This is a genomic window from Thermotoga sp. RQ2 (assembly GCF_000019625.1).
GTDB lineage: Bacteria > Thermotogota > Thermotogae > Thermotogales > Thermotogaceae > Thermotoga > Thermotoga maritima.
Window position 1 is genome coordinate 1,110,762 of the sequence record NC_010483.1, and the last position, 22,607, is coordinate 1,133,368.

At 45.1% G+C, this 22,607-nt stretch carries 24 protein-coding genes and 1 pseudogene; 2 read left to right on the top strand and 23 right to left on the bottom strand.

Translation table 11 applies throughout. From position 1 onward, the window contains the following. Window position 1 precedes the first annotated feature (1 nt). From TRQ2_RS05480 to buk (TRQ2_RS05510), 7 genes are read right to left on the bottom strand one after another with little or no spacing between them, the layout of a single operon-like run. On the bottom strand, window positions 2-745 hold the full coding sequence (locus TRQ2_RS05480) for a thiamine pyrophosphate-dependent enzyme (RefSeq protein ID WP_011943594.1): 744 nt from the start codon (window positions 743-745) through the stop codon (window positions 2-4). Further along, window positions 736-1,797, bottom strand: coding sequence for a 3-methyl-2-oxobutanoate dehydrogenase subunit VorB (locus TRQ2_RS05485; RefSeq protein WP_012310918.1), 1,062 nt, complete (start codon window positions 1,795-1,797; stop codon window positions 736-738). Before TRQ2_RS05485 ends, TRQ2_RS05480 begins: the two co-directional genes overlap by 10 nt. Before the next feature lie 12 nt (window positions 1,798-1,809). After that, on the bottom strand, window positions 1,810-2,043 hold the full coding sequence (locus TRQ2_RS05490; protein ID WP_012310919.1) for a ferredoxin family protein: 234 nt from the start codon (window positions 2,041-2,043) through the stop codon (window positions 1,810-1,812). Beyond that, complete coding sequence (locus TRQ2_RS05495) at window positions 2,040-2,696, bottom strand: hypothetical protein (RefSeq protein WP_012310920.1); 657 nt, start codon at window positions 2,694-2,696, stop codon at window positions 2,040-2,042. Before TRQ2_RS05495 ends, TRQ2_RS05490 begins: the two co-directional genes overlap by 4 nt. Further along, window positions 2,665-3,792, bottom strand: coding sequence for a butyrate kinase (buk, locus tag TRQ2_RS05500; RefSeq protein ID WP_012310921.1), 1,128 nt, complete (start codon window positions 3,790-3,792; stop codon window positions 2,665-2,667). Before buk (TRQ2_RS05500) ends, TRQ2_RS05495 begins: the two co-directional genes overlap by 32 nt. Before the next feature lie 4 nt (window positions 3,793-3,796). Continuing rightward, the gene (locus tag TRQ2_RS05505; protein ID WP_012310922.1) at window positions 3,797-4,678 is read right to left on the bottom strand and encodes a phosphate acyltransferase; all 882 of its coding nucleotides are present in this window, start codon (window positions 4,676-4,678) and stop codon (window positions 3,797-3,799) included. Next, complete coding sequence (gene buk / locus TRQ2_RS05510; protein ID WP_012310923.1) at window positions 4,675-5,748, bottom strand: butyrate kinase; 1,074 nt, start codon at window positions 5,746-5,748, stop codon at window positions 4,675-4,677. Before buk (TRQ2_RS05510) ends, TRQ2_RS05505 begins: the two co-directional genes overlap by 4 nt. A gap of 129 nt (window positions 5,749-5,877) precedes the next feature. Between buk (TRQ2_RS05510) and TRQ2_RS05515 the strand changes: the two are divergent. Further along, window positions 5,878-6,124: pseudogene (locus tag TRQ2_RS05515) on the top strand (helicase-related protein); the annotation flags it as partial. Window positions 6,125-6,182: 58 nt separating this feature from the next. Here the strand turns inward: TRQ2_RS05515 and TRQ2_RS05520 are convergent. From TRQ2_RS05520 to ltaE, 9 genes are all read right to left on the bottom strand, one after another. After that, entirely contained in the window at window positions 6,183-7,172 is a 990-nt protein-coding gene (locus TRQ2_RS05520; RefSeq protein WP_012310924.1) for a glycoside hydrolase family 5 protein, read from the bottom strand. Further along, window positions 7,165-8,118, bottom strand: coding sequence for a glycoside hydrolase family 5 protein (locus TRQ2_RS05525; RefSeq protein ID WP_029683816.1), 954 nt, complete (start codon window positions 8,116-8,118; stop codon window positions 7,165-7,167). The genes TRQ2_RS05520 and TRQ2_RS05525 overlap by 8 nt, the downstream gene beginning before the upstream one ends. A gap of 59 nt (window positions 8,119-8,177) precedes the next feature. Continuing rightward, entirely contained in the window at window positions 8,178-9,137 is a 960-nt protein-coding gene (locus TRQ2_RS05530; protein ID WP_012310926.1) for an ABC transporter ATP-binding protein, read from the bottom strand. Next, window positions 9,134-10,108: an ABC transporter ATP-binding protein gene (locus TRQ2_RS05535; RefSeq protein ID WP_012310927.1), complete on the bottom strand. Its 975-nt coding sequence runs from the start codon at window positions 10,106-10,108 to the stop codon at window positions 9,134-9,136. Before TRQ2_RS05535 ends, TRQ2_RS05530 begins: the two co-directional genes overlap by 4 nt. Further along, a complete protein-coding gene (locus TRQ2_RS05540) occupies window positions 10,105-10,974 on the bottom strand; it encodes an ABC transporter permease (protein WP_004082280.1) in 870 nt (289 codons plus the stop codon). The genes TRQ2_RS05535 and TRQ2_RS05540 overlap by 4 nt, the downstream gene beginning before the upstream one ends. A gap of 17 nt (window positions 10,975-10,991) precedes the next feature. After that, window positions 10,992-11,954: an ABC transporter permease gene (locus tag TRQ2_RS05545; RefSeq protein ID WP_012310928.1), complete on the bottom strand. Its 963-nt coding sequence runs from the start codon at window positions 11,952-11,954 to the stop codon at window positions 10,992-10,994. A 59-nt stretch (window positions 11,955-12,013) separates the two neighbouring features. Then, window positions 12,014-13,942, bottom strand: coding sequence for a peptide ABC transporter substrate-binding protein (locus tag TRQ2_RS05550; protein ID WP_012310929.1), 1,929 nt, complete (start codon window positions 13,940-13,942; stop codon window positions 12,014-12,016). Between the two features lie 265 nt (window positions 13,943-14,207). Next, complete coding sequence (locus TRQ2_RS05555; protein WP_011943588.1) at window positions 14,208-14,831, bottom strand: hypothetical protein; 624 nt, start codon at window positions 14,829-14,831, stop codon at window positions 14,208-14,210. 78 nt (window positions 14,832-14,909) lie between these two features. After that, the gene (gene ltaE, locus TRQ2_RS05560) at window positions 14,910-15,941 is read right to left on the bottom strand and encodes a low-specificity L-threonine aldolase (protein ID WP_011943587.1); all 1,032 of its coding nucleotides are present in this window, start codon (window positions 15,939-15,941) and stop codon (window positions 14,910-14,912) included. An 87-nt stretch (window positions 15,942-16,028) separates the two neighbouring features. On the opposite strand from ltaE, the gene TRQ2_RS05565 reads away from it, so the two are divergent. Next, on the top strand, window positions 16,029-16,853 hold the full coding sequence (locus TRQ2_RS05565) for an aldo/keto reductase (RefSeq protein WP_011943586.1): 825 nt from the start codon (window positions 16,029-16,031) through the stop codon (window positions 16,851-16,853). On the opposite strand, the gene TRQ2_RS05570 is transcribed toward TRQ2_RS05565, so the two are convergent. Genes TRQ2_RS05570 through dnaB form a run of 7 tightly spaced genes read right to left on the bottom strand, consistent with a single transcriptional unit; the run spans window position 16,833 to window position 22,598 of the window. Next, window positions 16,833-17,612, bottom strand: a complete 780-nt coding sequence (locus tag TRQ2_RS05570) for an HAD-IIA family hydrolase (protein WP_012310930.1) — start codon at window positions 17,610-17,612, stop codon at window positions 16,833-16,835. The genes TRQ2_RS05565 and TRQ2_RS05570 overlap by 21 nt on opposite strands. Further along, complete coding sequence (gene rlmB / locus TRQ2_RS05575; RefSeq protein WP_011943584.1) at window positions 17,602-18,330, bottom strand: 23S rRNA (guanosine(2251)-2'-O)-methyltransferase RlmB; 729 nt, start codon at window positions 18,328-18,330, stop codon at window positions 17,602-17,604. The genes TRQ2_RS05570 and rlmB overlap by 11 nt, the downstream gene beginning before the upstream one ends. Further along, a complete protein-coding gene (locus tag TRQ2_RS05580) occupies window positions 18,284-18,706 on the bottom strand; it encodes a Mini-ribonuclease 3 (protein WP_011943583.1) in 423 nt (140 codons plus the stop codon). The genes rlmB and TRQ2_RS05580 overlap by 47 nt, the downstream gene beginning before the upstream one ends. A 4-nt stretch (window positions 18,707-18,710) precedes the next feature. Then, window positions 18,711-19,622 (bottom strand): DNA double-strand break repair nuclease NurA, encoded by a 912-nt coding sequence (locus TRQ2_RS05585; protein WP_012896324.1) that lies wholly within the window; start codon window positions 19,620-19,622, stop codon window positions 18,711-18,713. Beyond that, the gene (locus tag TRQ2_RS05590; protein WP_004082259.1) at window positions 19,622-20,359 is read right to left on the bottom strand and encodes a ZIP family metal transporter; all 738 of its coding nucleotides are present in this window, start codon (window positions 20,357-20,359) and stop codon (window positions 19,622-19,624) included. The genes TRQ2_RS05585 and TRQ2_RS05590 overlap by 1 nt, the downstream gene beginning before the upstream one ends. Window positions 20,360-20,368: 9 nt before the next feature. Continuing rightward, window positions 20,369-21,205, bottom strand: coding sequence for a purine-nucleoside phosphorylase (locus TRQ2_RS05595; protein WP_004082258.1), 837 nt, complete (start codon window positions 21,203-21,205; stop codon window positions 20,369-20,371). Between the two features lie 37 nt (window positions 21,206-21,242). Beyond that, entirely contained in the window at window positions 21,243-22,598 is a 1,356-nt protein-coding gene (dnaB, locus tag TRQ2_RS05600) for a replicative DNA helicase (protein WP_004082256.1), read from the bottom strand. Window positions 22,599-22,607 lie beyond the last annotated feature (9 nt).

The following is a 22,607-nucleotide window of genomic DNA, read 5'->3' on the forward strand; positions in this document are numbered from 1 at the left end:
ATCAATCGCCCACCTTGTCAACAAAAACTTTCGGTGGAAATTCCTTTACCATGTTCTCCAGAAGCCAGTTCTGAGCTTCAACTGGACTCATCCCCCAGTTTGTGGGACAGGTGCTGAGCACTTCCACCATTCCGAATCCCAGTCCCTTTATCTGTGCGAGAAAAGCTTTCTTTATGGCTTTTTTTGTGTTCAGAATATCCTTTGTGGTACTCACCGTTGTACGTTCAAGGTAAGCAACTCCATCGATAGTACTCAAAGCTTCGGAAACGTGAAGAGGATATCCGTCATTTGCTGCGGTTCTGCCATATGGGGTCGTGGTGGTTTTCTGCCCCAAAAGGGTGGTGGGTGCCATCTGTCCACCCGTCATACCGTACACCGCGTTGTTGACAAATATCGTTGTCAACTTTTCTCCACGGTTCGCCGCGTGGATTGTCTCTGCAATTCCAATGGCCGCGAGATCTCCATCCCCCTGATAGGTGAAGACTATCCTGTCCGGGAGTGCTCTTTTTATACCGGTTGCTACTGCGAGTGCTCTACCGTGCGGAGCCACTGTCCCATCCACATCGAAAAATTCGTAAGCGAAAACAGAGCATCCAACGGGGGCAACCATTATGGTTTTTTCCTGAATGCCCAGCTCATCTATCACTTCTGCTATCAGCCTGTGTATTATTCCATGGTGGCATCCTGGACAGTAAGTGAATTCTCTATCACTCAAGGCTTTCGGTCTTTTGAATATCACTTCCATTTCCTCACCTCCTTGAAAGCAAACAGTATTTCTTCGGGTGTTGGAACAACTCCTCCCATGCGTCCGTAGAAGTGTACCGGCACTTTCCCTTCTACCGAAATCTGAACGTCTTCGACCATCTGTCCGGAACTCATTTCCACAACGAAGATGAGTTGCACTTTTTTGGCCAGTTCTTTGAGCCTTCTTTTCGGGAAAGGCCAGAGTGTCACAGGTCTGAACAGGCCAGCCGGTATTCCTTCTTCTCTCAGAGAGTCCACAACGCTCTTGAGGATTCTTCCTATCGTACCGTAGCCAACCATCAGATACTCTGCACCGTCCACCCTGTACTCTTCCCATCGCTGCTCTGACGCTTCTATCAGCCTGTACTTTTCCTGTAAGCGCTTGTTCATTTTCTCAAGACCGACAGGATCTATGTTGAAAGCGGCTATTCTGTGTGGCTCTCTGTTTCTGGCACCTCGAAGCGCCCAATCCGAATGATCCGGAAGGGTGGACAAATCTCTCATCTCCGGTAGCTCAACGGGTTCCATCATCTGGCCGATCATTCCATCCGCCAGTATGAGAACGGGATTTCTGTATCTGTCAGCGAGATCAAAAGCCAGCTGGGTCAGATCTACAGCTTCCTGAAGTGTTGATGGTGCAAGAACGATCAGTCTGTAATCCCCGTGGCCTCCTCCTTTCACCGCTTGAAAATAATCACCCTGAGAAGGCTGGATGTTTCCAAGTCCAGGACCTCCACGTACCACGTTGACAAAAACGCAGGGAAGCTCTGCGCCTGCAATGTATGAGATCCCCTCCTGCATCAGGCTGAAACCAGGAGAAGATGTAGATGTCATAACACGTTTTCCGGTGCAAGCTGCTCCATAAACCATGTTGACCGTTGCTATTTCACTTTCGGTCTGAAGGAAAACCCCTCCTACTTCAGGAAGTCTTCTCGCCATGTATTCCGCTATTTCGCTCTGGGGAGTGATTGGATAGGCAAAGTACAATCTGCAACCCGCTCTTATCGCAGATTCTGCTATCGCTTCGTTTCCTTTCATCATGAGTTTTTTCATAAACATCACTCCTCAAACCTTCACGTTGACTTTCTTCTGAACCTCTCTGAACACGGTTATACAAACATCCGGGCACGTGAGATAGCAGAACCCGCAGGCTATGCAACCATCTCCCTTGTACACAGCGGGGTGATAACCTTTCGAGTTGTATCTGTGGGAGAACTCGATCACCTTTGCAGGACACACGGAGATGCACAGACCGCAACCCTTGCACCTTTCTGAATCTATCGTTATGTAGCCTCTCATGTTCTCATCCCCCCGATTCCCAGTTTTCTTTTCATGAATCTTCTGATGATGAAAAGAGGATATTCAGTCTCAGGAAGATCGATCAGCTCTTCTGGGACCACGGTGAAAAGAACCTTTATCCCTGTTTTCCTGGAAACTTCTGAAACTATTCGCTCCCCTTCGAGAACAGCTTCTGATGTGGTCATGTCTCCAAGATTGGAATTGTTTATCAGGAAATCGATCTTCATCCTGGAAAGAGTGGATATCTTCTCCAAGTTTTCGATGATATCTTCCGGACGTTCACAGAACGGTCTGAAGACATTTACGATAAAATACGTGTGAGTGTCTTTTCCATTCATGAGGTGTCTTAGGGCTCCTACCGCTTTTGCCCCACTTTCTCCTCCTGTGTCGATGACGGCTTCTTCACTGGACAGCCAGTCTGTGTTCTTTGGTATGATCGGCAAGTCGCTGTATCTGAGGTTGTCCTCCACTGTCACAACGTGGATTCCGATTTCTTCTAACTCTTTCTTCAGGTCTCTCAATCTGAAATAAGGTGTTACCACATCCAGATCGACCAGTGATACGTCCTTCCCCGAACTCTTCAGTTTTAAGGCCAGATTGATCGATATTTCCGTTTTCCCGCTACCGTAAGATCCCATCAAGATACGAATCATACCTTTCTCTCCACCTTCGAGATTCTTCAGAATAATTTTTTGGCTTTTCTTCACCTCTCAGCACCCGCAGTGCCGAAAGAGCAAGTGCTTTCTCCTCGTTGCTTCCTGGAAAGACAAGCACCGGTGCTATGAAACTCACCCTTTCGGTGATCCATGGGACCAGAAACTCTTTTTCATGAGCCAGACCACCTGTGAGAACTATGAAATCAACCTCACCTTTCAAAACGGCTGCCATCTTACCGATCCACTTGGCTATCTGATAGGCCATCGCTCTGTAAACCCTCTTCGCCCACTCATCACCCTGTTTGATTCTTCTGACCACCTCTCTGGCATCGCTGGTTCCAAGATACGCCACGAGTCCACCGTTTCCCACGATACGCTTCTTCATCTCTTCGTAAGTGAATTTCCCGCTGAAACAAAGGTCAACAAGCTGTGTCAGAGGCAGCGTTCCGCTTCTCTCAGGTGTGAACGGTCCGTCCCCGTCCAGAGCGTTGTTCACGTCGATCACCCTTCCCTTTCTGTGTGCGGCGATTGAGATGCCTCCACCCATGTGAGCCACAACGAGGTTCATCTCTTCGTATCTTTTATTCACCATCCTGGCAACTTCTTTTGCGACGGCCTTCTGGTTCAAAGCGTGAAATATGGATTTTCTCTGATAGTTTGGATGTCCGCTGACACGTGCAACATCTTCCATTTCATCGACAACGACGGGATCTACCACGTAAGCAGGCACACCCGTTTCAGCCGAGAATCTGTGGGCTATGATCACTCCCAGATTTGAAGCGTGCTCTCCGTTTTTTGCTGATTTCAGGGTTTCTATCATCAGGTCGTCCACCAGGTACACTCCTCCGGGTATGGGATCGAGGAGCCCTCCCCGGCTGACAAAAGCGGAAAAAGAACTCAGACTGTATCCAGTTTCTTCGACGAACTGTCTCACTATCTTTTCTCTGAATTCGAGCTGATCCAGGATTCTCTGGAATCTGCCGAGTTCATCCGGTGAATGACTGAAATTTTGCATCTTCACCATTCTTTCGTCTTCGAATATGGACAGCTTTGTGGATGTAGAACCGGGATTTATGGTGAGGATTCTGAACACACGATCACCCCTTTTTCTGTGCGACCAGCACGCTCAAAGCGATGGAAAGAAATCTCGTTTCCTCGTCGTCTGCTCTGGAAGTGAGGACAACAGGTACTCTACCACCGACAACAACAATCGCTGCTTTTCCACGAGCCATGTATATGAGCGATTTGCTGAGGATGTTTCCTGCTTCTATGCTGGGGACTATCAGTACATCGGCGTCTCCCGCTATTGGACTGTTCCCTGCTTTCGAAGCCAACTCTTCACTGATGGCCATCTCAAGTGTTAAGGGCCCGTCGACGATGCAGTCGTTCCTTTGCTGGAGGATCTTCGATAGTGCAGCGATCTCGAGGGTTAAAGGATTTCTCAAATCGCCCGTTCCTAAGAGTGCGATCTTTGGTTTCTCTATGCCGAGGGATCGGGCGACCAGGATCGAATTTTCCACGATGTCCATTCTTTGCTGAAGATCCGGTGAGATGACGAGACCACCATCCGAGATGATCAGAATTTTGTGGTATCCAGGGACTTCATGGACGCTGACAGCGGAAAGAGTTCTACCGGTTCTGAGACCGTACTCTTTCTTGAGAAACACGGAGAACAGATCACCCGTTTTGATTTTTCCTTTCATCAGTATCTGCGTTTCATTCCTTGATGCGCTTTCGACAGCTTTCCTGACTGCTTCAAAGTGATCTTCAGCATGAACGATTTCTGCTTCCAGTTCGAGGTTCATTCGTTCCACGAGTGTCTCTATTTCTTTTCTCTTTCCAAAGAGCACCGGATCTACGATTTCTTCCTTCTTAGCTCTTACAACGGCTTTCAAAACCTCTTCATCCTCTGCGGCTACAACAGCGATCTTCATTCTTTTTCCCCGAACCAGTTCAACCATCTCCAGGAGATTTTTCATTCGATCACACTCCGATAATCCTTCGCTTTTTCCTCTCCTCTGAGAACCCTCAAAACACCGAGTGCGAGGGCTTCCATTTCCAGCTCTCCTGGAATTACCTCTACTTTTCCGAACTTTTCGATGTAATCTGTGATCATCCGGACGAATCTGTTTTCGTGGGCCATGCCACCTGTTATCACTATGGCGTCGGGTTTGTCTCCAAGGACAGCGCACATTCCACCGATTTCTTTAGCGATCTGATAGGCCATGGCTTCAACGACCAGTTTCGCTTTCCTCGAGGTTTCCATACTATCGAGAGCTTTCCTGAGGTCCTTTGTTCCAAGGTACGCTAAAAGTCCTCCTTTTTTGGTGAATTCTTCTTTCAGTTTGGCGGCTGAGTGTTTACTCGAGTAGGCCGTCTTCACAACGTCTCCAACGGGAAGCTCTCCCGTTCGCTCTATACTGAAGGGTCCTTCGTCGTTGGCGTTGTTCACGTCTATTATCTTTCCGTTTTTACAGGCACAAACAGAGATTCCGCTTCCAAGATGTGCCACTACGATCTTCACCTCTTCTGGTGTTCTGCCCATCTCTCTGGAAACTTTTCTCAATACCGCTTTAATGTTTAGAGCGTGAGAATAGCTTTTTCTCTCGATTTCAGGGATTCCAGAGAAACGCGCTTCATCACACATTTCGTCCACTGAAACCGGATCTACCACAAAACAGGGTATTCCGTAGGGTTTTCCCAGTTTGTAGCTGATCACAGCTGCCAGATTGGACACATGGTCAACAGGAGAACGATTGATGAGGTAATCCACCATGTATTCATCTACAACATAAGTTCCCCCCGGAACCGGCTCGAGTACACCACCTCTAGCAGCGATCGCGCTGAAATCTTCTATCCTGTAGCCGACCTCGTCTATGAAGTCTTCCACCGCTTTTCTTCTTAAAGGTTCCTGATCCGTAGACCTTTTGAATTTCTTCAGCTCTTCAACGCTGTGGAAGATATTCTTTTCAGCGATCTTTTTTTCATCCTCGAAAACTGCTACTTTTGTGGAGGATGAACCTGGATTTATCACGAGAATTCTGTACATCCGATCACCTCTTATGTTGACAAAAGATTACATAAATTTTTATGTAGTGTTCTATAAGAATATTACCATACAGAAACATCAAGATCAAAATTTGTCAACATTTTGAGAGAGGAAGAAAAGCAGGTTAATTACAGGGGTGTGAACCTTCTGAGGGAGGGTCTCGAACTTCCCGAGGTGTCACTGGTAGCGATCATGGACGCGGACGTGGAGGGCTTCCTGCGATCTGAAACAACGCTCATCCAGATCATAGGAAGGACCGCAAGGAACGTCAACGGGAAGGTCATCATGTACGCCGACAGGATAAAAAACGCGATGAAGAGAGCCATCGAAGAAACGAATAGAAGAATTGAGAATTCAAATTGAGTACAATAGAAAACTAAGGTATCACTCTTCAGATTGCTTGATTACGTTTCCTCGTCTTAAGGCATAACTTGCTAATATTTTCTCAATAGTTCCAACATTTTCCTATCCAGTTTATGTCCATACCATTCTTCGTATTCAACGTCTTTCCTTTCTGAATCTAAAATACCAAAAGGCCCTCTAAAATTCCATAAGGCAAACCCTATGTTCAAAGTTTTAAAAATTTCTAAAAGATCTTCAAGCCATTTTAAAACCACATCGTGAGGTGTTTTGTTGTAAGCTCCCATTTCTCCACAGAATACTTCTATTCCTTTTTGTCTGAGTTTTATCCACGTTAAGTAATGTTCCAATAACTTTTCTCTGTTCCAGTATTCCCCAAAATGCCATCCATTTGGCCACTCAGGAGCAGGAAAGTCCTTACTATCCACCCATTCCGCTTTGTAATGAGTAACACTGAAGGGAATGTACCCTCTGCATGATTGCACTGTATTCTCAATTGTTAAATCATCCACTGGAATATTCCCATAGCCTAATCCATCTATCATAATTAATCTTTCGGGATCTATTTTTCGAATTTCTGTAATAGTTCTCTTGATAAGAGAGTTGTGATCTTCAACACTCATGATTTGTGGATCAGGAAATGGAGGCTCATTTATTAAGTTAAAACTCAGGTGTGTGGAAGAAATTCCTTTGTAACGACGTGCGATAAAAGACCAGTGATGAATGAACGCTTCTTGAGCTGTTTCATCTTTCCACAGATTGGTTTTCTCTTCTACTTCCTTGTTAACAGAATAGCCAGGTGCCCTGTGGAGAGAAATACATATATGTATTCCATATTTCTCTCCCCAGAAAATTACACGATCGATTTTCTCAAAAAAATCTTCTCTGATAATAAATGAGTTGCCCCAGTCTGACCAGAGAAGATGACACATAGGGATTCTAACAAAATTAAAGTCCCACTGAGCCATCCACAAAAAATCTTCCTCTTTAAAATTTCCGGTACTTTTAATGGAAAAGGCTTCCAGAAGGTTGAAGCCACGCCATCTTGGAATGGTGTTATTCAATGCTATCTCCTCCTATTAAAGCTTCTAAAAGATCTTTATTCCAGGTTTTTCTCAGAGTATCATAAACACCAAAACCGGAACAAAATTCCCAGTATGCCCAGCTCCATCTCCTTTTCTCCATTTCGCGAACGACAAAGGAAGTCCATTTTATTCTTGATTCAAGGTCAGCTTTTCTGTAGGCACCAAACTCGCCTATGTAAATTGGTCTTTTGTTCTTTTTTGACCATTCTTCTATAAAATTGAATTCTTCTATCAAATGTTTCTGATCATCTGGAGATCCCCACTTTCTTCCCAACCATTTCTCAGATCCTTCCACCCACTCAGCTCCTTGATGGGTAAATTCGAAAGGATTGTAGTAGTGAATTGTAACTATAGAATTTTTTTCCCATTCTGGGACAGACAGTTTTTCAAGGGCAGATATACCCCCCCATTCAGCTGTGCCTATAATTATAGTGTGATTTTTGTCAATTGATCTTATAACTTTTAGAGCTTCCTCAAGCAGTTCATTCCATTTTTCCGGAGTAAGATTTCCGTGAGGTTCATTCAGGATTTCAAAAAATAGAGTTTCGGGATAGTCTTTATAACGATCAGCAATTTGTTTCCAAAGAGCAAGAAATCTTTCCTTGTGTTCTTCTGGATCATTCATTAACTCCTCGTAGTGATGAATATTTATAACAACAGCCAGTCCTCTTTTCAGGGCTCCGTTTATCACTTCATCCACTCTTTTGAAGAAGCGATCCATGATTTTATAAGGAGGAAACGCGTAAGCGTGCGTACTCCATCTTATTGGAATTCGAACATGAGAGAAACCGGCTTCTTTTATAATGTCGAAGAACTCATCTTTTATCACCACTCCCCAGTCTCCCTCATTTGGTGCTTCAAGCGCATTTCCTATATTAATGCCTCTTCCCAATATTTTGTTCCTTTCAAAAGGATCAACACCCATAACAATACCTCCCATTATCAAGATCATAAGCAAAAACAATAAAAAATTTTTCAAGAAAATCACCCCCTATAGGTTCTGACTAAATGACAAGACACAAAATGATTTTTTTCCACTTCTGTGAGTTCAGGTTCTTTTTCAAAGCAGATTGCCTTTTTTTCTGTACATCTAGTTTGGAATCTGCATCCTTTAGGAAGATCAATTGGAGAAGGAAGTTCACCTTTCAATGAATAAAATCTTTGTTTTTGACCGTCCCATGGAATCTTAGGAACGCTCTTCAAAAGTGCTCGAGTGTACGGATGAATTGGATTTAAGAAGATTTTATCTACATCTCCATACTCAACAATTTTCCCGAGATACATAACAGCTACTTTATGGCTTATATGTTCGACTACTGCAAGGTTGTGTGCAATGAAAAGGTATGAGATACCCATTTTCTGCTGTATTTCTTCAAGAAGATCTATTATTTGTGCCTGAATCGAAACGTCCAAAGCAGATACTGGCTCGTCACAGACTATAAATTTCGGATTCAGAGCTAAAGCTCGAGCTATTCCTATTCTTTGTTGCTGCCCTCCGGAAAATTCGTGTGGAAAACTGTTAATGAATTCTCTACCTATTCCCACCATATCTAAAAGTTCTTCTACTCGTTTTCTCCTCTCTTTTTTCGTTCCAATTTTGTGAATTATGAGAGGATCTTCTATAATTCTTCCAACAGTCATCTGTGGATTCAAAGATCCTAAAGGATCCTGGAAGATTATTTGCATCTTTTTCCTATAAGGTTTCATCTCCTTGTCATTCAAGTTTGTTATATCTTTTCCTTCGAAGAAAATCTTACCGCCATCAGGTCTGAGGAGTTTGAGAATCGTTCTCCCCAGAGTCGATTTTCCACAACCGCTTTCACCGACCAACCCAAGTGTCTCTCCTTCTTTTATTTCTATTGATATTCCATCAACTGCTTTAAGTATTCTTTTCCCCTGAGGAAAATATTTTTTTAAATCTACGGTTTGTAAAAGAGGCTTCATTTTGATTCCCCCTTGATCAAATGGCATGCAACACGATGATTTTCAGAAATATTTACGAGGGGCGGTTCTTCTCTTTGACAAATTTCCATTGCAAAACTACATCTCGGGTGAAATTTACAACCAGAAGGATGTTTCGTGGGGTTTGGTGGGTTTCCCGGTATTGGTACCAGTTTTTTTCCGCGGGAGCCTATTTCAAGGGTAGAGTTCAACAAACCCTTGGTATAAGGGTGTAGGGGTGTTTTTAAAATTTCTTCTACTGGTGCTTCTTCAACAATTTTTCCGGCATACATTGTAATTATTCGATCGCAAAAATTCGTTGCCACAGAAAGATCGTGTGTTATGAATATAACACTCATACCGTATTCTTCTTTCAATTCCTGAAGTAGTTCCATTATTTGTGCCTGAATAGTCACATCTAAAGCAGTTGTTGGCTCATCAGCTATTAAGAGTTTAGGATGGCATGCAAGTGCCATTGCGATCATTACTCTTTGTCTCATTCCGCCAGAAAATTGGAACGGATAGTTCAGAAATCTTTTTGGTGATTCAGGGATTCCAACACGTTCCAGGAGTTCTATAGCTCTTTCTCTGGCTTCTTCATTCTTCATAAGTCGATGCCAGATGATGGGTTCAATTACTTGAATTCCCACTCTTATTATTGGATTAAGAGAGGTCATTGGATTTTGAAAAATGATGCTTATATCTTTCCCTCTTATGTCTCTCAATTCTTCTTTATTCAATTTCAAAAGGTCTTTTCCTAGGAATATAGCTTCACCATCAACGATTCGCCCGTTTCGATTTATCAATCTCAAAAGAGAAAGGACTGATACAGACTTCCCAGAACCACTTTCACCAACTATTCCAAGACTCTCGCCTTTGTTCAATTTGTAGCTGATTCCATCCACTGCTTTGACAATACCTTCAACTCTATGAAACTCTACCTTGAGATTATTCACGTTTAGCAGTTCCATCATGATATCTCACTCCTTGGATTAAAGGCATCTCTTAAGCCATCTGCAAGAAACGTGAAACTTATCAAGGTAAAAGCAAAAGTGACAGCAGGAAATATTAGCAGATGAGGGAACGCCATCATCATCCCGATCCCTTCACCTATAAGATTTCCCCAGCTCGGCATCGGAGGCCTTACCCCCATTCCTATCACTGCTAAACCACTTTCAGTCATCATTGCTCCAGGTACTCCGAATGCAAGATTCACAAGAATGGGTCCTATCATATTGGGAAGAATATGTTTTCTGATGATATAGAAGGTGCTGGCACCAGCGGCTTTTGCAGCTTCAACAAATTCGCTATTCTTCAGATACAACACTTGCCCTCTTACAAGTCGGGCCATTCCCGCCCATCCGGTCAATCCTATAGCTAAGAAGATGGTGAAAAGTCCCCTGCCTAAGGCTGTAACCAGTATCACGTTGAAGAGAAAAGTTGGAAAAGCAAACATAATATCTACAATACTCATAATAAATTTGTCTATCCAGCCTCCCTTGAAACCAGCGACAGCACCCAGAATGCCTCCTATGATCAGGACAACAAATTGAGAACCGAAACCTATAATACATGCGTTTCTCAAACTATACAGAATTCTACTGAAAAGATCTCTTCCCAATGCGTCAGTTCCGAATATGAAATCCTTGCTTGGCCCCTCGAAAGCCCTGATATAGTGAGGCTCGTCGTAAGGATATGGAGCTATATAGGGAGCCAGTATTGCAAGTGCTATAAGGATTAAAACAAAAACTCCCCCTATTACTGCCATTTTGTTTTTTTTGAATCTTAACCAGAAGGCTTTCCAGTAACCAATGGATTCCGTTTTATTTTTTCTTAACATGCCGATTTGTTACCTCCTTAATCCAGTTTTATTCTGGGATCGAGAATTGCATAAAGAACATCAACTATAAGGTTCATGATCATAACGGTAAGGGCAAGTATAAATGTGGAAGTTACTAAAAGTGGATAGTCTCTAGTGACTGCTGCATTAGCAAAGAGTTGTCCCAAACCTGGTATTCTGAAGATGTTCTCGACCCAAACGGTGCCAACCATGAGATAAGCCATTTGAGGGCCTATTATCGTTACTAGAGGAATCATAGATGGCCTTAGAGCATGTTTCATAATTACTGTTCTGTCATCGCCACCTTTTGCATAAGCGGTTCTTATGAAGTCTTGGTTCAATGTGTCTAGAAGACTGACTCTTGTAAATCTGGCAACAGAAGCGAGTGGACCGAGTGCCAAAGCTATGGTTGGAAGGATTTTAGTTCTTATTCCTTCCCATCCGGAAGTGGGAAGCCATCCCAAATAGATGCTAAAAATCAGTATGAGAAAGACTGCTACTACATACGATGGGATGGCAACTCCTATAACAGAAACGGTCATTGCAGTATAGTCAATCCATGTGTTTTTTTTGAGAGCTGCTAAGATTCCTAGAGGAACTCCCACCACGAGTGCGAAAAGGATGCTTGAAAGGGCAAGGGTGAAAGTAATAGGAAATTTCTCCTTTATCAAATCTTCTATGTTTCTTGCAGGATCAGAAAAAGAAGGACCGAATTTGAAAACCACAGCTCCTTTTAAATACATAAGGATCTGTTTCCACAGAGGATTATTCAAACCATATCTCTCTTCAAAACCTTTCAGGGTAGCTTGATAAGCAGGATCGTCGGGTGTTGTGACTCTCGCTATCGCATCTCGTACGCGTTGAAGTTCAAAGAAATTTCCAGGGGCAAGCCACATTAGAACATATGTTATTACAATAACAACTACCATAGAAATAGCAATGGTCAAAAGTCTTTTTAAGAGAAATTTTAAAAATCTCATATCAACCACCCCATTCGACATGTTTAGCAGGAGCCCTGGGAAATCCCAGGGCTCAGAATTCACTTCTCAACAGTTAAGTATTTGAAGAGGAAGAAAGTGGGACCCCACGAGAATTTGTAAGGAACTATTCCCTTGAGGTATGGTTTGGCAAGATACACAACTTTCTGAACGTACAGAGGAACTTCGTAGGCAAGATCTACACACAATTGCTGGAGTTTCTTTGCATATTCGACGGCTTCATCGTAGGGTGAATAGAGAATTCTTGCCCATAGTCTTCTGGCTTCCCTATTAGTTGGGTTCATTCCGGTGTATTCAACCAGAGAATATTCCTGATTGTATATAGCTCTCATTGCCAATCTCCAGAGCTGAATTTTTTGCTCGTCGGTTGTGGCTTTTTTCCATTCTTCATACAACTTGTTGATTTGTTCTATGAAGGTCAATTCTCCGGGGGCAGGAAGAAGGAAGTATTTTTTCAAGAATTCATCTGGTTCGGAGTTAACAACTTCTTGCCACTTCTCCCAGAGTTCCTGGGCGCGGTTTAGTATCTCCTTCCACTCTTCTTCTGTTTTTCCACCTTCTTCTCTGAGGACACTTTCTCTTTTCTCTCTTAATTCATAGAGTTTTTGACGTACCTCAGCGGGGTAATCGTAGAACCAGAATGTATGATCGGCAGTTTGCATAAGAGAACCACTGTCTTGCCAGTTGACGGGCCCACCAATTGTACATACACCTGGTTCTGCCCAAGGCACAAAATCACTCCATTGCAGTGTTGAAAATTGACCGGACTCTATATTTTCAATTTCAAAAGTGATTCCAAGAACTTTTTTCCACTGGTCAACCAGTGCTTCCGCTACAGGATCAGATGCTCCTGTTATGTAGAACTTCACTTTTGGAAAACCTTTTCCGTTTGGATAACCTGCTTCCGCTAGTAACTTCTTTGCCTGTTCTGGATCATAGGGTATTCCCTTCACAGCTTCCGCTATTTCACTATCAGGAGAACAATATGCGTGTGTTGGAATGGCCATACCACCAAGAACAATGTCAGTTAAGACTTTCTTGTCAATAGCCATTGCAAGTGCTTTTCTTATTCGTATATCGTCAAAAACAGGACTTAGGCTTCTTGTGATTTCGTATCCCACCCATTGAACACCAGATTCTTCATGAAGTTCCTTGGAAAGTTGTTTGTTTTTCAATGCAAACACATAATCTCCAACTGCGGTGATAAAAACAGCATCTATCTCTCCAGCTAAATACTGCTGCAATCCAAGCCCGCCTGCTTTGAGCACAATTCTATCAACATTGCCAGGAAAATCTCCCACATAGTATTTATTTCTGACCAGGACTATCTCGTAATTAGGTGTAAAGGATTCAATAACATACGGTCCATTTCCAACAAAATACTCGGGCTTCCACCAGTCTTCAGGGTGTTCCTGAACAGTTTTCCTATGCAGAGGCATTGCTCCACCGAGAACAAGCATATTAATGAAAGATGGCATTGGTCTTGAGAGAGTAACTTGAAGTGTGTAGTCATCCAGAGCTTTTACTCCAAGTTCATCAAGAGGTTTGGCACCGGATTTACAATCGTAGACATTTTTTATGTACTGAACAGGAGAAGCCCAGAGTGGAAGAGTTGGTGTTTCGGGACTGGCAGCCCTTTTCCAAGCAAATTCGAAATCATAGGCAGTAACAGGATCACCATTTGACCATCTTTTATCTTTTCTCAAGTAGAAGGTATAGGTTAAACCATCTTCAGATACTGTATAACTTTCACAGACAGCTGGTACAACCTTTACACCGCCAAGCGATTTGGAATCTGGAACATAACCAAACAAACCTTCAAAAATGGTTCCTTGAGCCAGAATATGCTGGGCTTGCCAGTAGTAGGGGTCGAAGTTTGTTACACCAAACCATGGAAGCTGTACCACGACTTCACTAAAATAAAATGCAGCGACTAAAACCATCAGGAACCCCACAACGAACTTTCTCATACAACATCCCCTCCTTTAAATGGATGTTAATAAATAACACTTACTAATAAAAAGATCATGTTGTGGATATTTTATCAGACTGTGATATTGAGTTCCAAACGAAGTGAAGAGTAATTATTCCGCAATATTAGAAATCATTTTGGGATATATCCATTTATTTTGAATTATTGTCATTTCGAAGCGACAGGGTTAAGTGCGTGGTGGAAGATGAATCTTTGAAAAAAACGGGCCCATTGCGGGCCCGCCGGGGTGTGGGGAAAGAGAGTTACTCCTGAACCATTTCTTCCAGCACTTCAAAGCCTTCGTCGCTGAGGAGAACGAGGAACATTCTTTCGCTGCCTCTGAATTTTCTGTACTGATCCACGGTGATGATGTCGTCCACTTTGTCAGCGAAATCTTTGTAGATATCCTGCACTTCATCTCTGAGGTCGTCTATCTGGTCTTTCAGGTCTTCTGCTGTCTTTGTGTCTCTTTTTACGAGAGCGTTGTAGTACTCCTCATGGAGCTGAACGAACTTTTCTTTCAGGGAATCGAGCTGTTCTTTTGTTTCTTTCGCGACATTGTAGAGCTCTTTCAACTGATCGTCGTTTAGATCCAAGTTGTTCAGTGCTTCTGCGATCCTTGTCTTGAGAGCGAGTTTCAGCTGTTCTTCGTCTCTGATCTGGAGTTTGAGACCGTAGCCGAAACCTCTTTCGGCTCTCATCTGAGGCCTTTCATACATGGGAGCGTTGGGACCGTATCCGGGACCTCCTCCGCAACCCGGGAACTGCTGAGCGTAGCCCATGGGCTGTCTTTCAAAAGCTGGTCTTTCCGAGAAACCTTTGTAGCCCGCCGCGAACACACCCAGTGCCACTGTCAGTACGAGCATCACCACAAAAAACCTTTTCATACTTCCACCTCCTCTTCAGAGTCTCCAGCTTCATCTTAATGCTCCGACCGTGAAAAAAACGTGAAATTTTTTCCTGTTTCAGGAGAATGTTCTGAAGAGTTTTTCGAAGATGTTCAAAGCCTCTTCTATGTCGTTTCCCGAAACGTCTTTGTGGGTTACCAGTCTGATCTCCGTGTTGGATACGGCGTTCGCGAGTACCCCGCTGTTTCTGAGCTCTTCTATGAACTCGTGCGCGTTCACCTTCAGATTGTCGGTCCTCAGAATCACCATGTTGGTTTCCACATCTTCGGGATTCACGGAGTACCCTATTTCTTTCAGCTTCAGGGCGAGAAATCTGGCGTTTTCATGATCTTCTTTCAATCGATCTACCATCTTTGTCAAGGCGATTATCCCAACGGCAGCGAGAACACCTGCCTGTCTCATCCCTCCACCGAGCATCTTTCTTGCCTTTCTCGCTCTTTCTATGAAGTCTCTGTCTCCTACAACTATCGAACCGACGGGTGCGCAGAGACCTTTTGAAAGACAGAACATCACGGAATCGGCGTATTTGGCGTACTCCTTCACGGGAACACCTGAAGCGATTGAGGCGTTGAAGATCCTCGCACCATCTATGTGAACGTTTATGCCGTGTTCTTTGGCTATCGTGTAGATCTCTTTTATGTTTTCAAGCGGGACCACTCTTCCACCAGAACGGTTGTGTGTGTTTTCGATGGCGATGAGCGAAGTTCTGGGGAAGTGTATGTTTCTGGGTCTTATGGCTTTTTTCACATCATCGGGATCCATGGCTCCATTTTTTCCAGGTACAGGATGGGGCATGACTCCGGAGAGAACCGCCATGGCTCCGACTTCGTACCAAAAGATGTGGCTGTCTGCCTCCAGTATCACTTCATCGCCCCTCTGGGTGTGAGCCATTATGCTCACTTGATTTCCCATGGTGCCGGAGGGTACAAAGAGAGCCGCTTCCTTTCCAAAGGTCTCTGCGGCGAGCCTTTCGAGTTCGTTGATGGTTGGATCTTCTCCGTACACATCGTCTCCCACCTCAGCCTGTGCCATGGCTTTTCTCATCTCTTCTGTTGGTTTTGTAACGGTGTCGGACCTGAGATCGATCATCCTGTCACCTCCCACACGATTTGATTGAATTTTAACACCTCAGGTTATAATAATAATAATACTAGACTAATTCAGGAGGTGGTTGGAATGATATACAAAGAACTTGGAAGAACAGCAGAAGAGATTCCAGCTCTGGGTCTGGGCACTTGGGGTATCGGCGGTTTTGAAACACCCGATTACTCCAGAGACGAAGAGATGGTTGAGCTTTTGAAGACGGCGATCAAAATGGGATACACACACATAGACACGGCAGAGTACTACGGTGGAGGGCACACAGAGGAACTCATCGGCAAGGCGATAAAGGATTTCAGGCGTGAGGATCTTTTCATAGTGTCCAAGGTGTGGCCGACGCATCTGAGAAGGGACGATCTTTTGCGCTCCCTCGAGAACACCCTCAAACGACTCGACACGGACTACGTGGATCTTTACCTGATTCACTGGCCGAATCCAGAGATTCCCCTCGAAGAGACCCTTTCCGCAATGGCAGAGGGCGTCAGGCAGGGGCTCATCAGGTACATAGGAGTTTCGAATTTCGACAGAAGACTCCTCGAGGAGGCCATCAGCAAGTCTCAAGAACCCATAGTCTGCGATCAGGTCAAGTACAACATAGAAGACAGAGATCCAGAAAGAGATGGACTTCTCGAGTTCTGCCAAAAGAACGGAGTGACCCTGGTGGCCTACTCTCCACTGAGAAGAACTCTTCTTTCAGAAAAAACGAAGAGAACACTCGAAGAAATAGCGAAGAATCATGGAGCAACCATCTATCAGATTATGCTCGCGTGGCTTCTCGCAAAACCAAATGTTGTTGCCATTCCAAAGGCCGGCAGTGTAGAACATCTCAGGGAGAATCTAAAAGCAGCGGAGATCAAACTTTCCGAAGAGGAAATGAAGCTACTGGACAGCCTTGGCTAATTCTCCAAGGTTTTTGAAGACGAAATCCGGTTTTGTTTCAGCCCTTTCAAGGTCTTCCGGGGTAGTCTCACCGGTGAGAACGAGAATGGAGACTATCCCGGCGTTCTTTCCCAGTTTCACATCCGTGTACAGCCTGTCTCCTACCATTGCCATTCTTTCTTTTGGAACACCGAACTTCTCGGATATCACATCCACAACCAGTGGATTGGGTTTCCCAGCGATCAAGTCTGGCTTTCTTCCCGTCGAGGCTTCTATCGCTGCCATGATGCTTCCAGCGTCTGGAACGGGTCCTTCTTTCGAGGGACAGTTGATGTCCGGATGGGTGGCTATGTAGAATTTTCCCTTTCTGAGTAAAATACAGGCTTTTTTCAGCCTTTCATACGTCAGTGTTTTGTCGAAACCCAGGACCACAAAATCCGGATTTTCCTCATCTATGACGTGTCCGTAAGCCTCGAAGACCTTCTTCAGCTGAGGGGTTCCCAGAAGAAAGATACGGCACTTTCCGAACCGTTTCAGCATGTACTCCACAGTGATTTCTCCAGAGGTTACAACGGCATCGTTCGGCACGTTCACTCCCATGTTTCTCAGCTTCCTCACGTAGTCCTGTGCGCCGAGCGAGGAGTTGTTGGTGAAAAAGACGAATCTTTTGTTTTTCTCTTTCAAAGTCTCCAGGAATTCCAAAGATCCGGGAAGAAGCGAATCGTCCAGATAGAAAGTCCCGTCCATATCTAAAATGAAGAGTTCTATTTTATCCAGCACCTTTCATCCTCCTCTGTCTCACAGCTTCGAAGAGAACCACTCCCACACTCACCGAAACGTTCAGAGAATCTATGTCGTTCTCCATCGGAATGGTGACCACTCTGTCGCACTTCTCTCTCACGAGTCTTCTGATGCCTTCTCCCTCGTTACCAAAGACGAAGGCGGTGGGGAAGGTGAAATCTTCCTCGTAGATGGGTGTACCGTCTATGTCTGAAGCGTAAGTCCAGACACCTTTTTCCTTCAACTCTTCTATCGTTCTTGCCAGATTGGTCACAACGGCGATTCTGGCTCTGAAAACCGTTCCAACCGAAACCTTCACGACGGTTTCTGTTACCTTCACTGACTTGTCCTTTGGGATGATAATTCCGTTCGCTCCTGCTCCCACGGATGTCCTCACGATTGCACCGAGGTTGTGTGGATCCTGAATCTGATCGAGAAGAACTATCAAGGGTGGAGTCTTTGCTTCAAGAATTTCCTCTACAGAACTGTACCGGTACTCTTCTATATCGAAAACAACCCCTTGATGCTTCTTTGTTCCTGAGAGGTTCTTCAACTTTTCTTCTGATTCAAAAGAGTACTTGATACCTCTCTTTTCGACTTCTTCCACGAGGGAGAGAAAGTAACTGCCTGGGTTCTGCATTTTTTGGAAGAATACTTTCTTTATCGGAACGTTATTCCTGAGCGCTTCCTCCAGGATTTTTCTTCCGTAGACTCTCAAGATCCATCACCACCCGGAGTAGTTCTTCAATTCTGTCGAATTCTCTTTTCAAGAATAGATACCCGATCAAAGCTTCGAAACCGGTGCTCTTTCTGTATGTAGGGTCGTTCCCGTGTCTTTTTGCTGCCTTCGAATTCATCGCTCTTTTAACTATTTCTCGCTCCTTTTCGCCGAGGAGATTCCATATATTCTCCAGCATCCATGCCTGACCGTGTTTCGAAGTGTGTTCCTTGACCCTCTCGTGTATGACGGACATTCTGTAATCTCCTGTGAATCTCGATCTGAAGATGAGCTCCAGAACGGCATCTCCCAGGTACGCGAGAACGGCCGGTGGCAGTTTCTCCGGTTCTGCTTCGAATCTGAAGAGTTTTTCCACTCTTTCATCTCCCGATGTAGGCGAACAGTCTCGTGTTCATGTAGTTCTTGTCGGTGAGATAGTACGATAGGTTCTCTTCCAGAAACTGTATCGGAAGAATATTTTCCGGAAGTCTTGGGATGGGAAGGTCTGCCGTGAGATGTGGTAACGTCTTTGCCAGATCGTCGAACACTTTTCTGACGTACGGGATCTGATCATCGTCCTTCACGTAGGTTTCTAACCTGACAAGACCCCTTATACCTTCTCCATCGATCAGTTTCACGTACGCTCCTACTTTTTTCAGAGGTGTTTCCCTCGATGAAACGAACATCTTGCTTCGCTCTCCCTTTTTGAGAAAGCGCAGTTTCTTGAAGTCCTCTTTGCTCAACTCGGTGACACCGATGTTCTTCACAAGACCGATGGGTCCCACGTTTTCCTCGAACGGAAGTTCCCGGGCAGCTGGTCCATCCTTCACGATGAGAGTGTTTTTGTCCATGTGCTTTCTCACTTCTTCTATCTCCAAGGACCTCATGTACAGATCTATCGATTGCATGGCGTCTTTGCCTTCTTTTACAACTTTGAAGAGAATACCTCCGACTTCCTCGTATCCTTCTTCTTGGAAGCTCTGGGAAAATCCAAGGACTCTCTCTTTGACTGGTGGTTTGTCTGGAGAGAAGAGCGTTTTTGTACCACCTTCTCTATCCCAGATGACCGCTCCAACACAGAGTTCCGCGAATATACCGGTGATCCCTTCGTCTGTTGTTATCCGCACAAAGCTTCTTCTTTTGCCATCGACGAAGATGATCTGATCGAGAATTTTCCCTTCTCCCTGTTCGTCTTCCTCCAAAAATCTTGATTCTTCCACAAAAGTCTGATCTCCCACGTGTTCTTCCAGTTCACTTTCAATTCTTTCCACTCTTTCGATACGCACCTGCATCACCCCAGTGCCACGTCGAGGGAAGCCATCACCAGGAATCCCACCATAATCCACCACGTGGAAAGCAGTTCGTTCCCCTTCGAATGGGTTTCCGGAATCACTTCGTCGCTGACAACGTATATCATTGCACCAGCAGCGAAGGCCATCATGTAAGGAAGAAGTCGTTGGGAGATCGACACGATTCCCGCGCCGAGGAGACCACCTATCGCTTCGACGAGTCCTGTGAGGAAAGTTATCAAAAAGGCTTTGCCTTTTTTGTACTTCATGGGTATCAGAGAGGCCATCACGGCGGCTCCTTCGGGAATGTTCTGAACCCCGATTGCGATGGCGATTGCGAGGGCCTGAGGTGTGAAGGCGGAAACCCCCACCGCCATTCCTTCGGGAAAATTGTGTATTGTGATGGCGATGATGAAGAGCCACACACCTTTCAGTCTTTTGGTGTCAGGCCCTTCGTGACCTTTGAGCAGATGTTCGTGGGGAATGAGTTTGTCTGCGAGGTTGACGAAAAGACCACCCAGGACGAAGCCTATCAGGAATCTGACGATTCCTCCCATTTCGAGGGAGGGAGCGACCAAGCTGAAGGCACTCGCAGCCAGCATGACACCGGCAGCGAACCCCAAGAAAGAGTCGATCACCTTATCACTTGTGTGGTGCGGTTTTAAAAAAAGGAACGGCAACGCACCGAGCGAGGTTGCCATTCCCGCGATCGTGCTGTAGAGGATCCCCTTGAGAACCATCTTTTCACCTCAGAGCTTTCTGACGACCTCGAAGATGATCTGAGCGATCTTTCTTCCCGTCTTCTCAGCGACTTCCAGGACTTCCTCTGCGGTGAGTGGCTTGAGATCTTCAGGGACGGCCCTGTCGGTGATGGCAGAAATTCCAAGGACCCTTATCTGACCGTGTCTTGCCACTATGACTTCCGGAACGGTTGACATTCCAACTGCATCGGCCCCGAATTTTCTGAGCATTCTGAGCTCAGCGGGCGTTTCGAAGCACGGACCTGTAACGGCCACATAGACACCCTGATAGACGGGAATTCCCAGTTCTCTTGCACTGTTGTAGGCGAGTTCTATGAGTTCCTTGTCGTAGGGTTCCGACATGTCCGGAAACCTGGGACCCCACTCATCCACGTTAGGACCTATGAGAGGATTGTCACCCATGAAGTTGATGTGATCGGTTATGATCATGGGTCTTCCCACTTCGAAATCCGGATTCAACCCACCAGCGGCGTTGGTAACAATCAGAATTTCAACACCGAGAAGCTGCATCACTCTGATGGGGAATGTGACTTCCTTCATTGAATATCCTTCATAGTAGTGAAACCTTCCGTTCATCAGCATGACGTTCTTTCCAAAGAGTTTTCCGAAGATCAGCTCACCCTTGTGACCCGGAGCTGTGGAAATGGGAAATCCTGGTATCTCGCTGTAGGGTATCTTCTTGGAGGTTCCCTCCTTTTCCACCTCATCCGCTATGACGGAAAGACCAGAACCCAGTATTATCGCTATTTCGGGTGTTTCATCGATCTGACCTTTCAGATATTCAACCGCTTTTTCCACTCTTTCTTTGTAGGCCTTTATGTCCACGTCGAACACCTCCCTGGTCTTTTTCAAGAAAATTCTATCATGAATGCACCACATCGACTTCATGGAACGTAACCGTTCTGGGGTCGAAGATCAGAGTGATCGTTCCAACGGGACCGTTTCTCTGTTTACCTATTATGATTTCAGCTTCGTGAGGTTCGTGAAGCTTGCTTTCCTCTTTGGATTTTTTGCTCCTGTAATATTCCTCCCTGTAGATGAAGATGACTGTGTCTGCGTCCTGTTCTATCGCACCGGATTCCCTGAGGTCACTCAGCCTCGGTCTTTTGTCTTCTCTCTGTTCTACGGCCCTCGAAAGCTGTGAAAGCGCTATCACCACTATGTCGAGTTCCCTCGCAAGGAGCTTCAGAGATCTCGAGATCTCGGATATCTCCTGCTGTCTGCTTTCTTTTCTTCCTTTCAGGTGCATGAGCTGAAGGTAATCGACAAAAATGGCTTTTACATCGTATTCTTTTTTCATCCTTCTCGCTTTTGCCCTCAACGATCGCGGATCGAGGAGTGACTCATCGTCCACAACTATGGGTGCTTTGTAGAGTTTAGAAGCCGCTATTGTGAGTCTTTCCCACTTCTCCTGATCCAGGTATCCTGTTCTGATGCTGTAAAGATCCACACCGGACTCCATGCTGAGTAGTCTTTGAGCGAGCTGTTCCTTGGACATCTCGAGACTGAATATTCCGACGGGGATTTCGAAATTGACAGCCATGTTCCTCGCTATTGAGAGTGCGAAGGAGGTTTTTCCCATGGAGGGTCTCGCTGCTATTATCACCAGATCGGAGCTGTGGAACCCTGTGGTCTGTTTGTCCAGACTTTTGAATCCCGTTGGTAGTCCCGTTATGAGCACACCGGGTTCTATAAGGTTGGCTCTTTCCCTGAAGTTCTCCAGGTTTTCAAACACCCGGTGCATGATGCCTCTCAGATGATCGTAGGATTTTGTCGTTTTCATCTCTGAGATCTCGAAGATCATCTTTTCTGCGTTGTCGAGCAGGATCTCCACATCTTCTTCCATGTAGGCACTTTCTGAGATTTTTCTGGAGATCTCAATGAGTTTCCTCAGAATGGATTTTTCCTTGACGATCTCCGCGTAGTGAAGTGCGTGTGCAGAACTGGGCACAGCCTCAGCGAGCTGGGCCACTTCCAGATCTCCACCTACTTCCTCGAGTTTTCCCATGCTTTGAAGCTTGTCACAGACGGAAACCACGTCCACCGGTTTTCCTTCGTCGTAAAGCTCTTCCATCGCTCTGAAGATGTGTTGGTGTTTTTTCAGATAGAAATCTTCGTGGCTCAAAATTTCAAGAACGTCGTTTATTACCGACGGATCTATCAATATGCTTCCGAGCACAGCAACTTCGGCCTCTAAGTTGTGCGGGGGAACACGCATGTTCTCACC

Bases quoted from the DNA above. Each gene is read 5' to 3' on its own strand.
- TRQ2_RS05555 (WP_011943588.1), bottom strand. From the start codon at position 14,831: ATGAAAAGGTTTTTTGTGGTGATGCTCGTACTGACAGTGGCACTGGGT.
- buk (WP_012310923.1), bottom strand. From the start codon at position 5,748: ATGTACAGAATTCTCGTGATAAATCCAGGTTCATCCTCCACAAAAGTA.
- TRQ2_RS05530 (WP_012310926.1), bottom strand. From the start codon at position 9,137: ATGAAGCCTCTTTTACAAACCGTAGATTTAAAAAAATATTTTCCTCAG.
- TRQ2_RS05545 (WP_012310928.1), bottom strand. From the start codon at position 11,954: ATGAGATTTTTAAAATTTCTCTTAAAAAGACTTTTGACCATTGCTATT.
- TRQ2_RS05495 (WP_012310920.1), bottom strand. From the start codon at position 2,696: ATGATTCGTATCTTGATGGGATCTTACGGTAGCGGGAAAACGGAAATA.
- dnaB (WP_004082256.1), bottom strand. From the start codon at position 22,598: ATGCGTGTTCCCCCGCACAACTTAGAGGCCGAAGTTGCTGTGCTCGGA.
- TRQ2_RS05505 (WP_012310922.1), bottom strand. From the start codon at position 4,678: ATGAAAAATCTCCTGGAGATGGTTGAACTGGTTCGGGGAAAAAGAATG.
- TRQ2_RS05590 (WP_004082259.1), bottom strand. From the start codon at position 20,359: ATGGTTCTCAAGGGGATCCTCTACAGCACGATCGCGGGAATGGCAACC.
- TRQ2_RS05525 (WP_029683816.1), bottom strand. From the start codon at position 8,118: ATGGGTGTTGATCCTTTTGAAAGGAACAAAATATTGGGAAGAGGCATT.
- TRQ2_RS05565 (WP_011943586.1), top strand. From the start codon at position 16,029: ATGATATACAAAGAACTTGGAAGAACAGCAGAAGAGATTCCAGCTCTG.
- TRQ2_RS05490 (WP_012310919.1), bottom strand. From the start codon at position 2,043: ATGAGAGGCTACATAACGATAGATTCAGAAAGGTGCAAGGGTTGCGGT.
- TRQ2_RS05585 (WP_012896324.1), bottom strand. From the start codon at position 19,622: ATGCAGGTGCGTATCGAAAGAGTGGAAAGAATTGAAAGTGAACTGGAA.
- TRQ2_RS05535 (WP_012310927.1), bottom strand. From the start codon at position 10,108: ATGATGGAACTGCTAAACGTGAATAATCTCAAGGTAGAGTTTCATAGA.
- TRQ2_RS05485 (WP_012310918.1), bottom strand. From the start codon at position 1,797: ATGAAAAAACTCATGATGAAAGGAAACGAAGCGATAGCAGAATCTGCG.
- ltaE (WP_011943587.1), bottom strand. From the start codon at position 15,941: ATGATCGATCTCAGGTCCGACACCGTTACAAAACCAACAGAAGAGATG.
- TRQ2_RS05550 (WP_012310929.1), bottom strand. From the start codon at position 13,942: ATGAGAAAGTTCGTTGTGGGGTTCCTGATGGTTTTAGTCGCTGCATTT.
- TRQ2_RS05480 (WP_011943594.1), bottom strand. From the start codon at position 745: ATGGAAGTGATATTCAAAAGACCGAAAGCCTTGAGTGATAGAGAATTC.
- TRQ2_RS05540 (WP_004082280.1), bottom strand. From the start codon at position 10,974: ATGTTAAGAAAAAATAAAACGGAATCCATTGGTTACTGGAAAGCCTTC.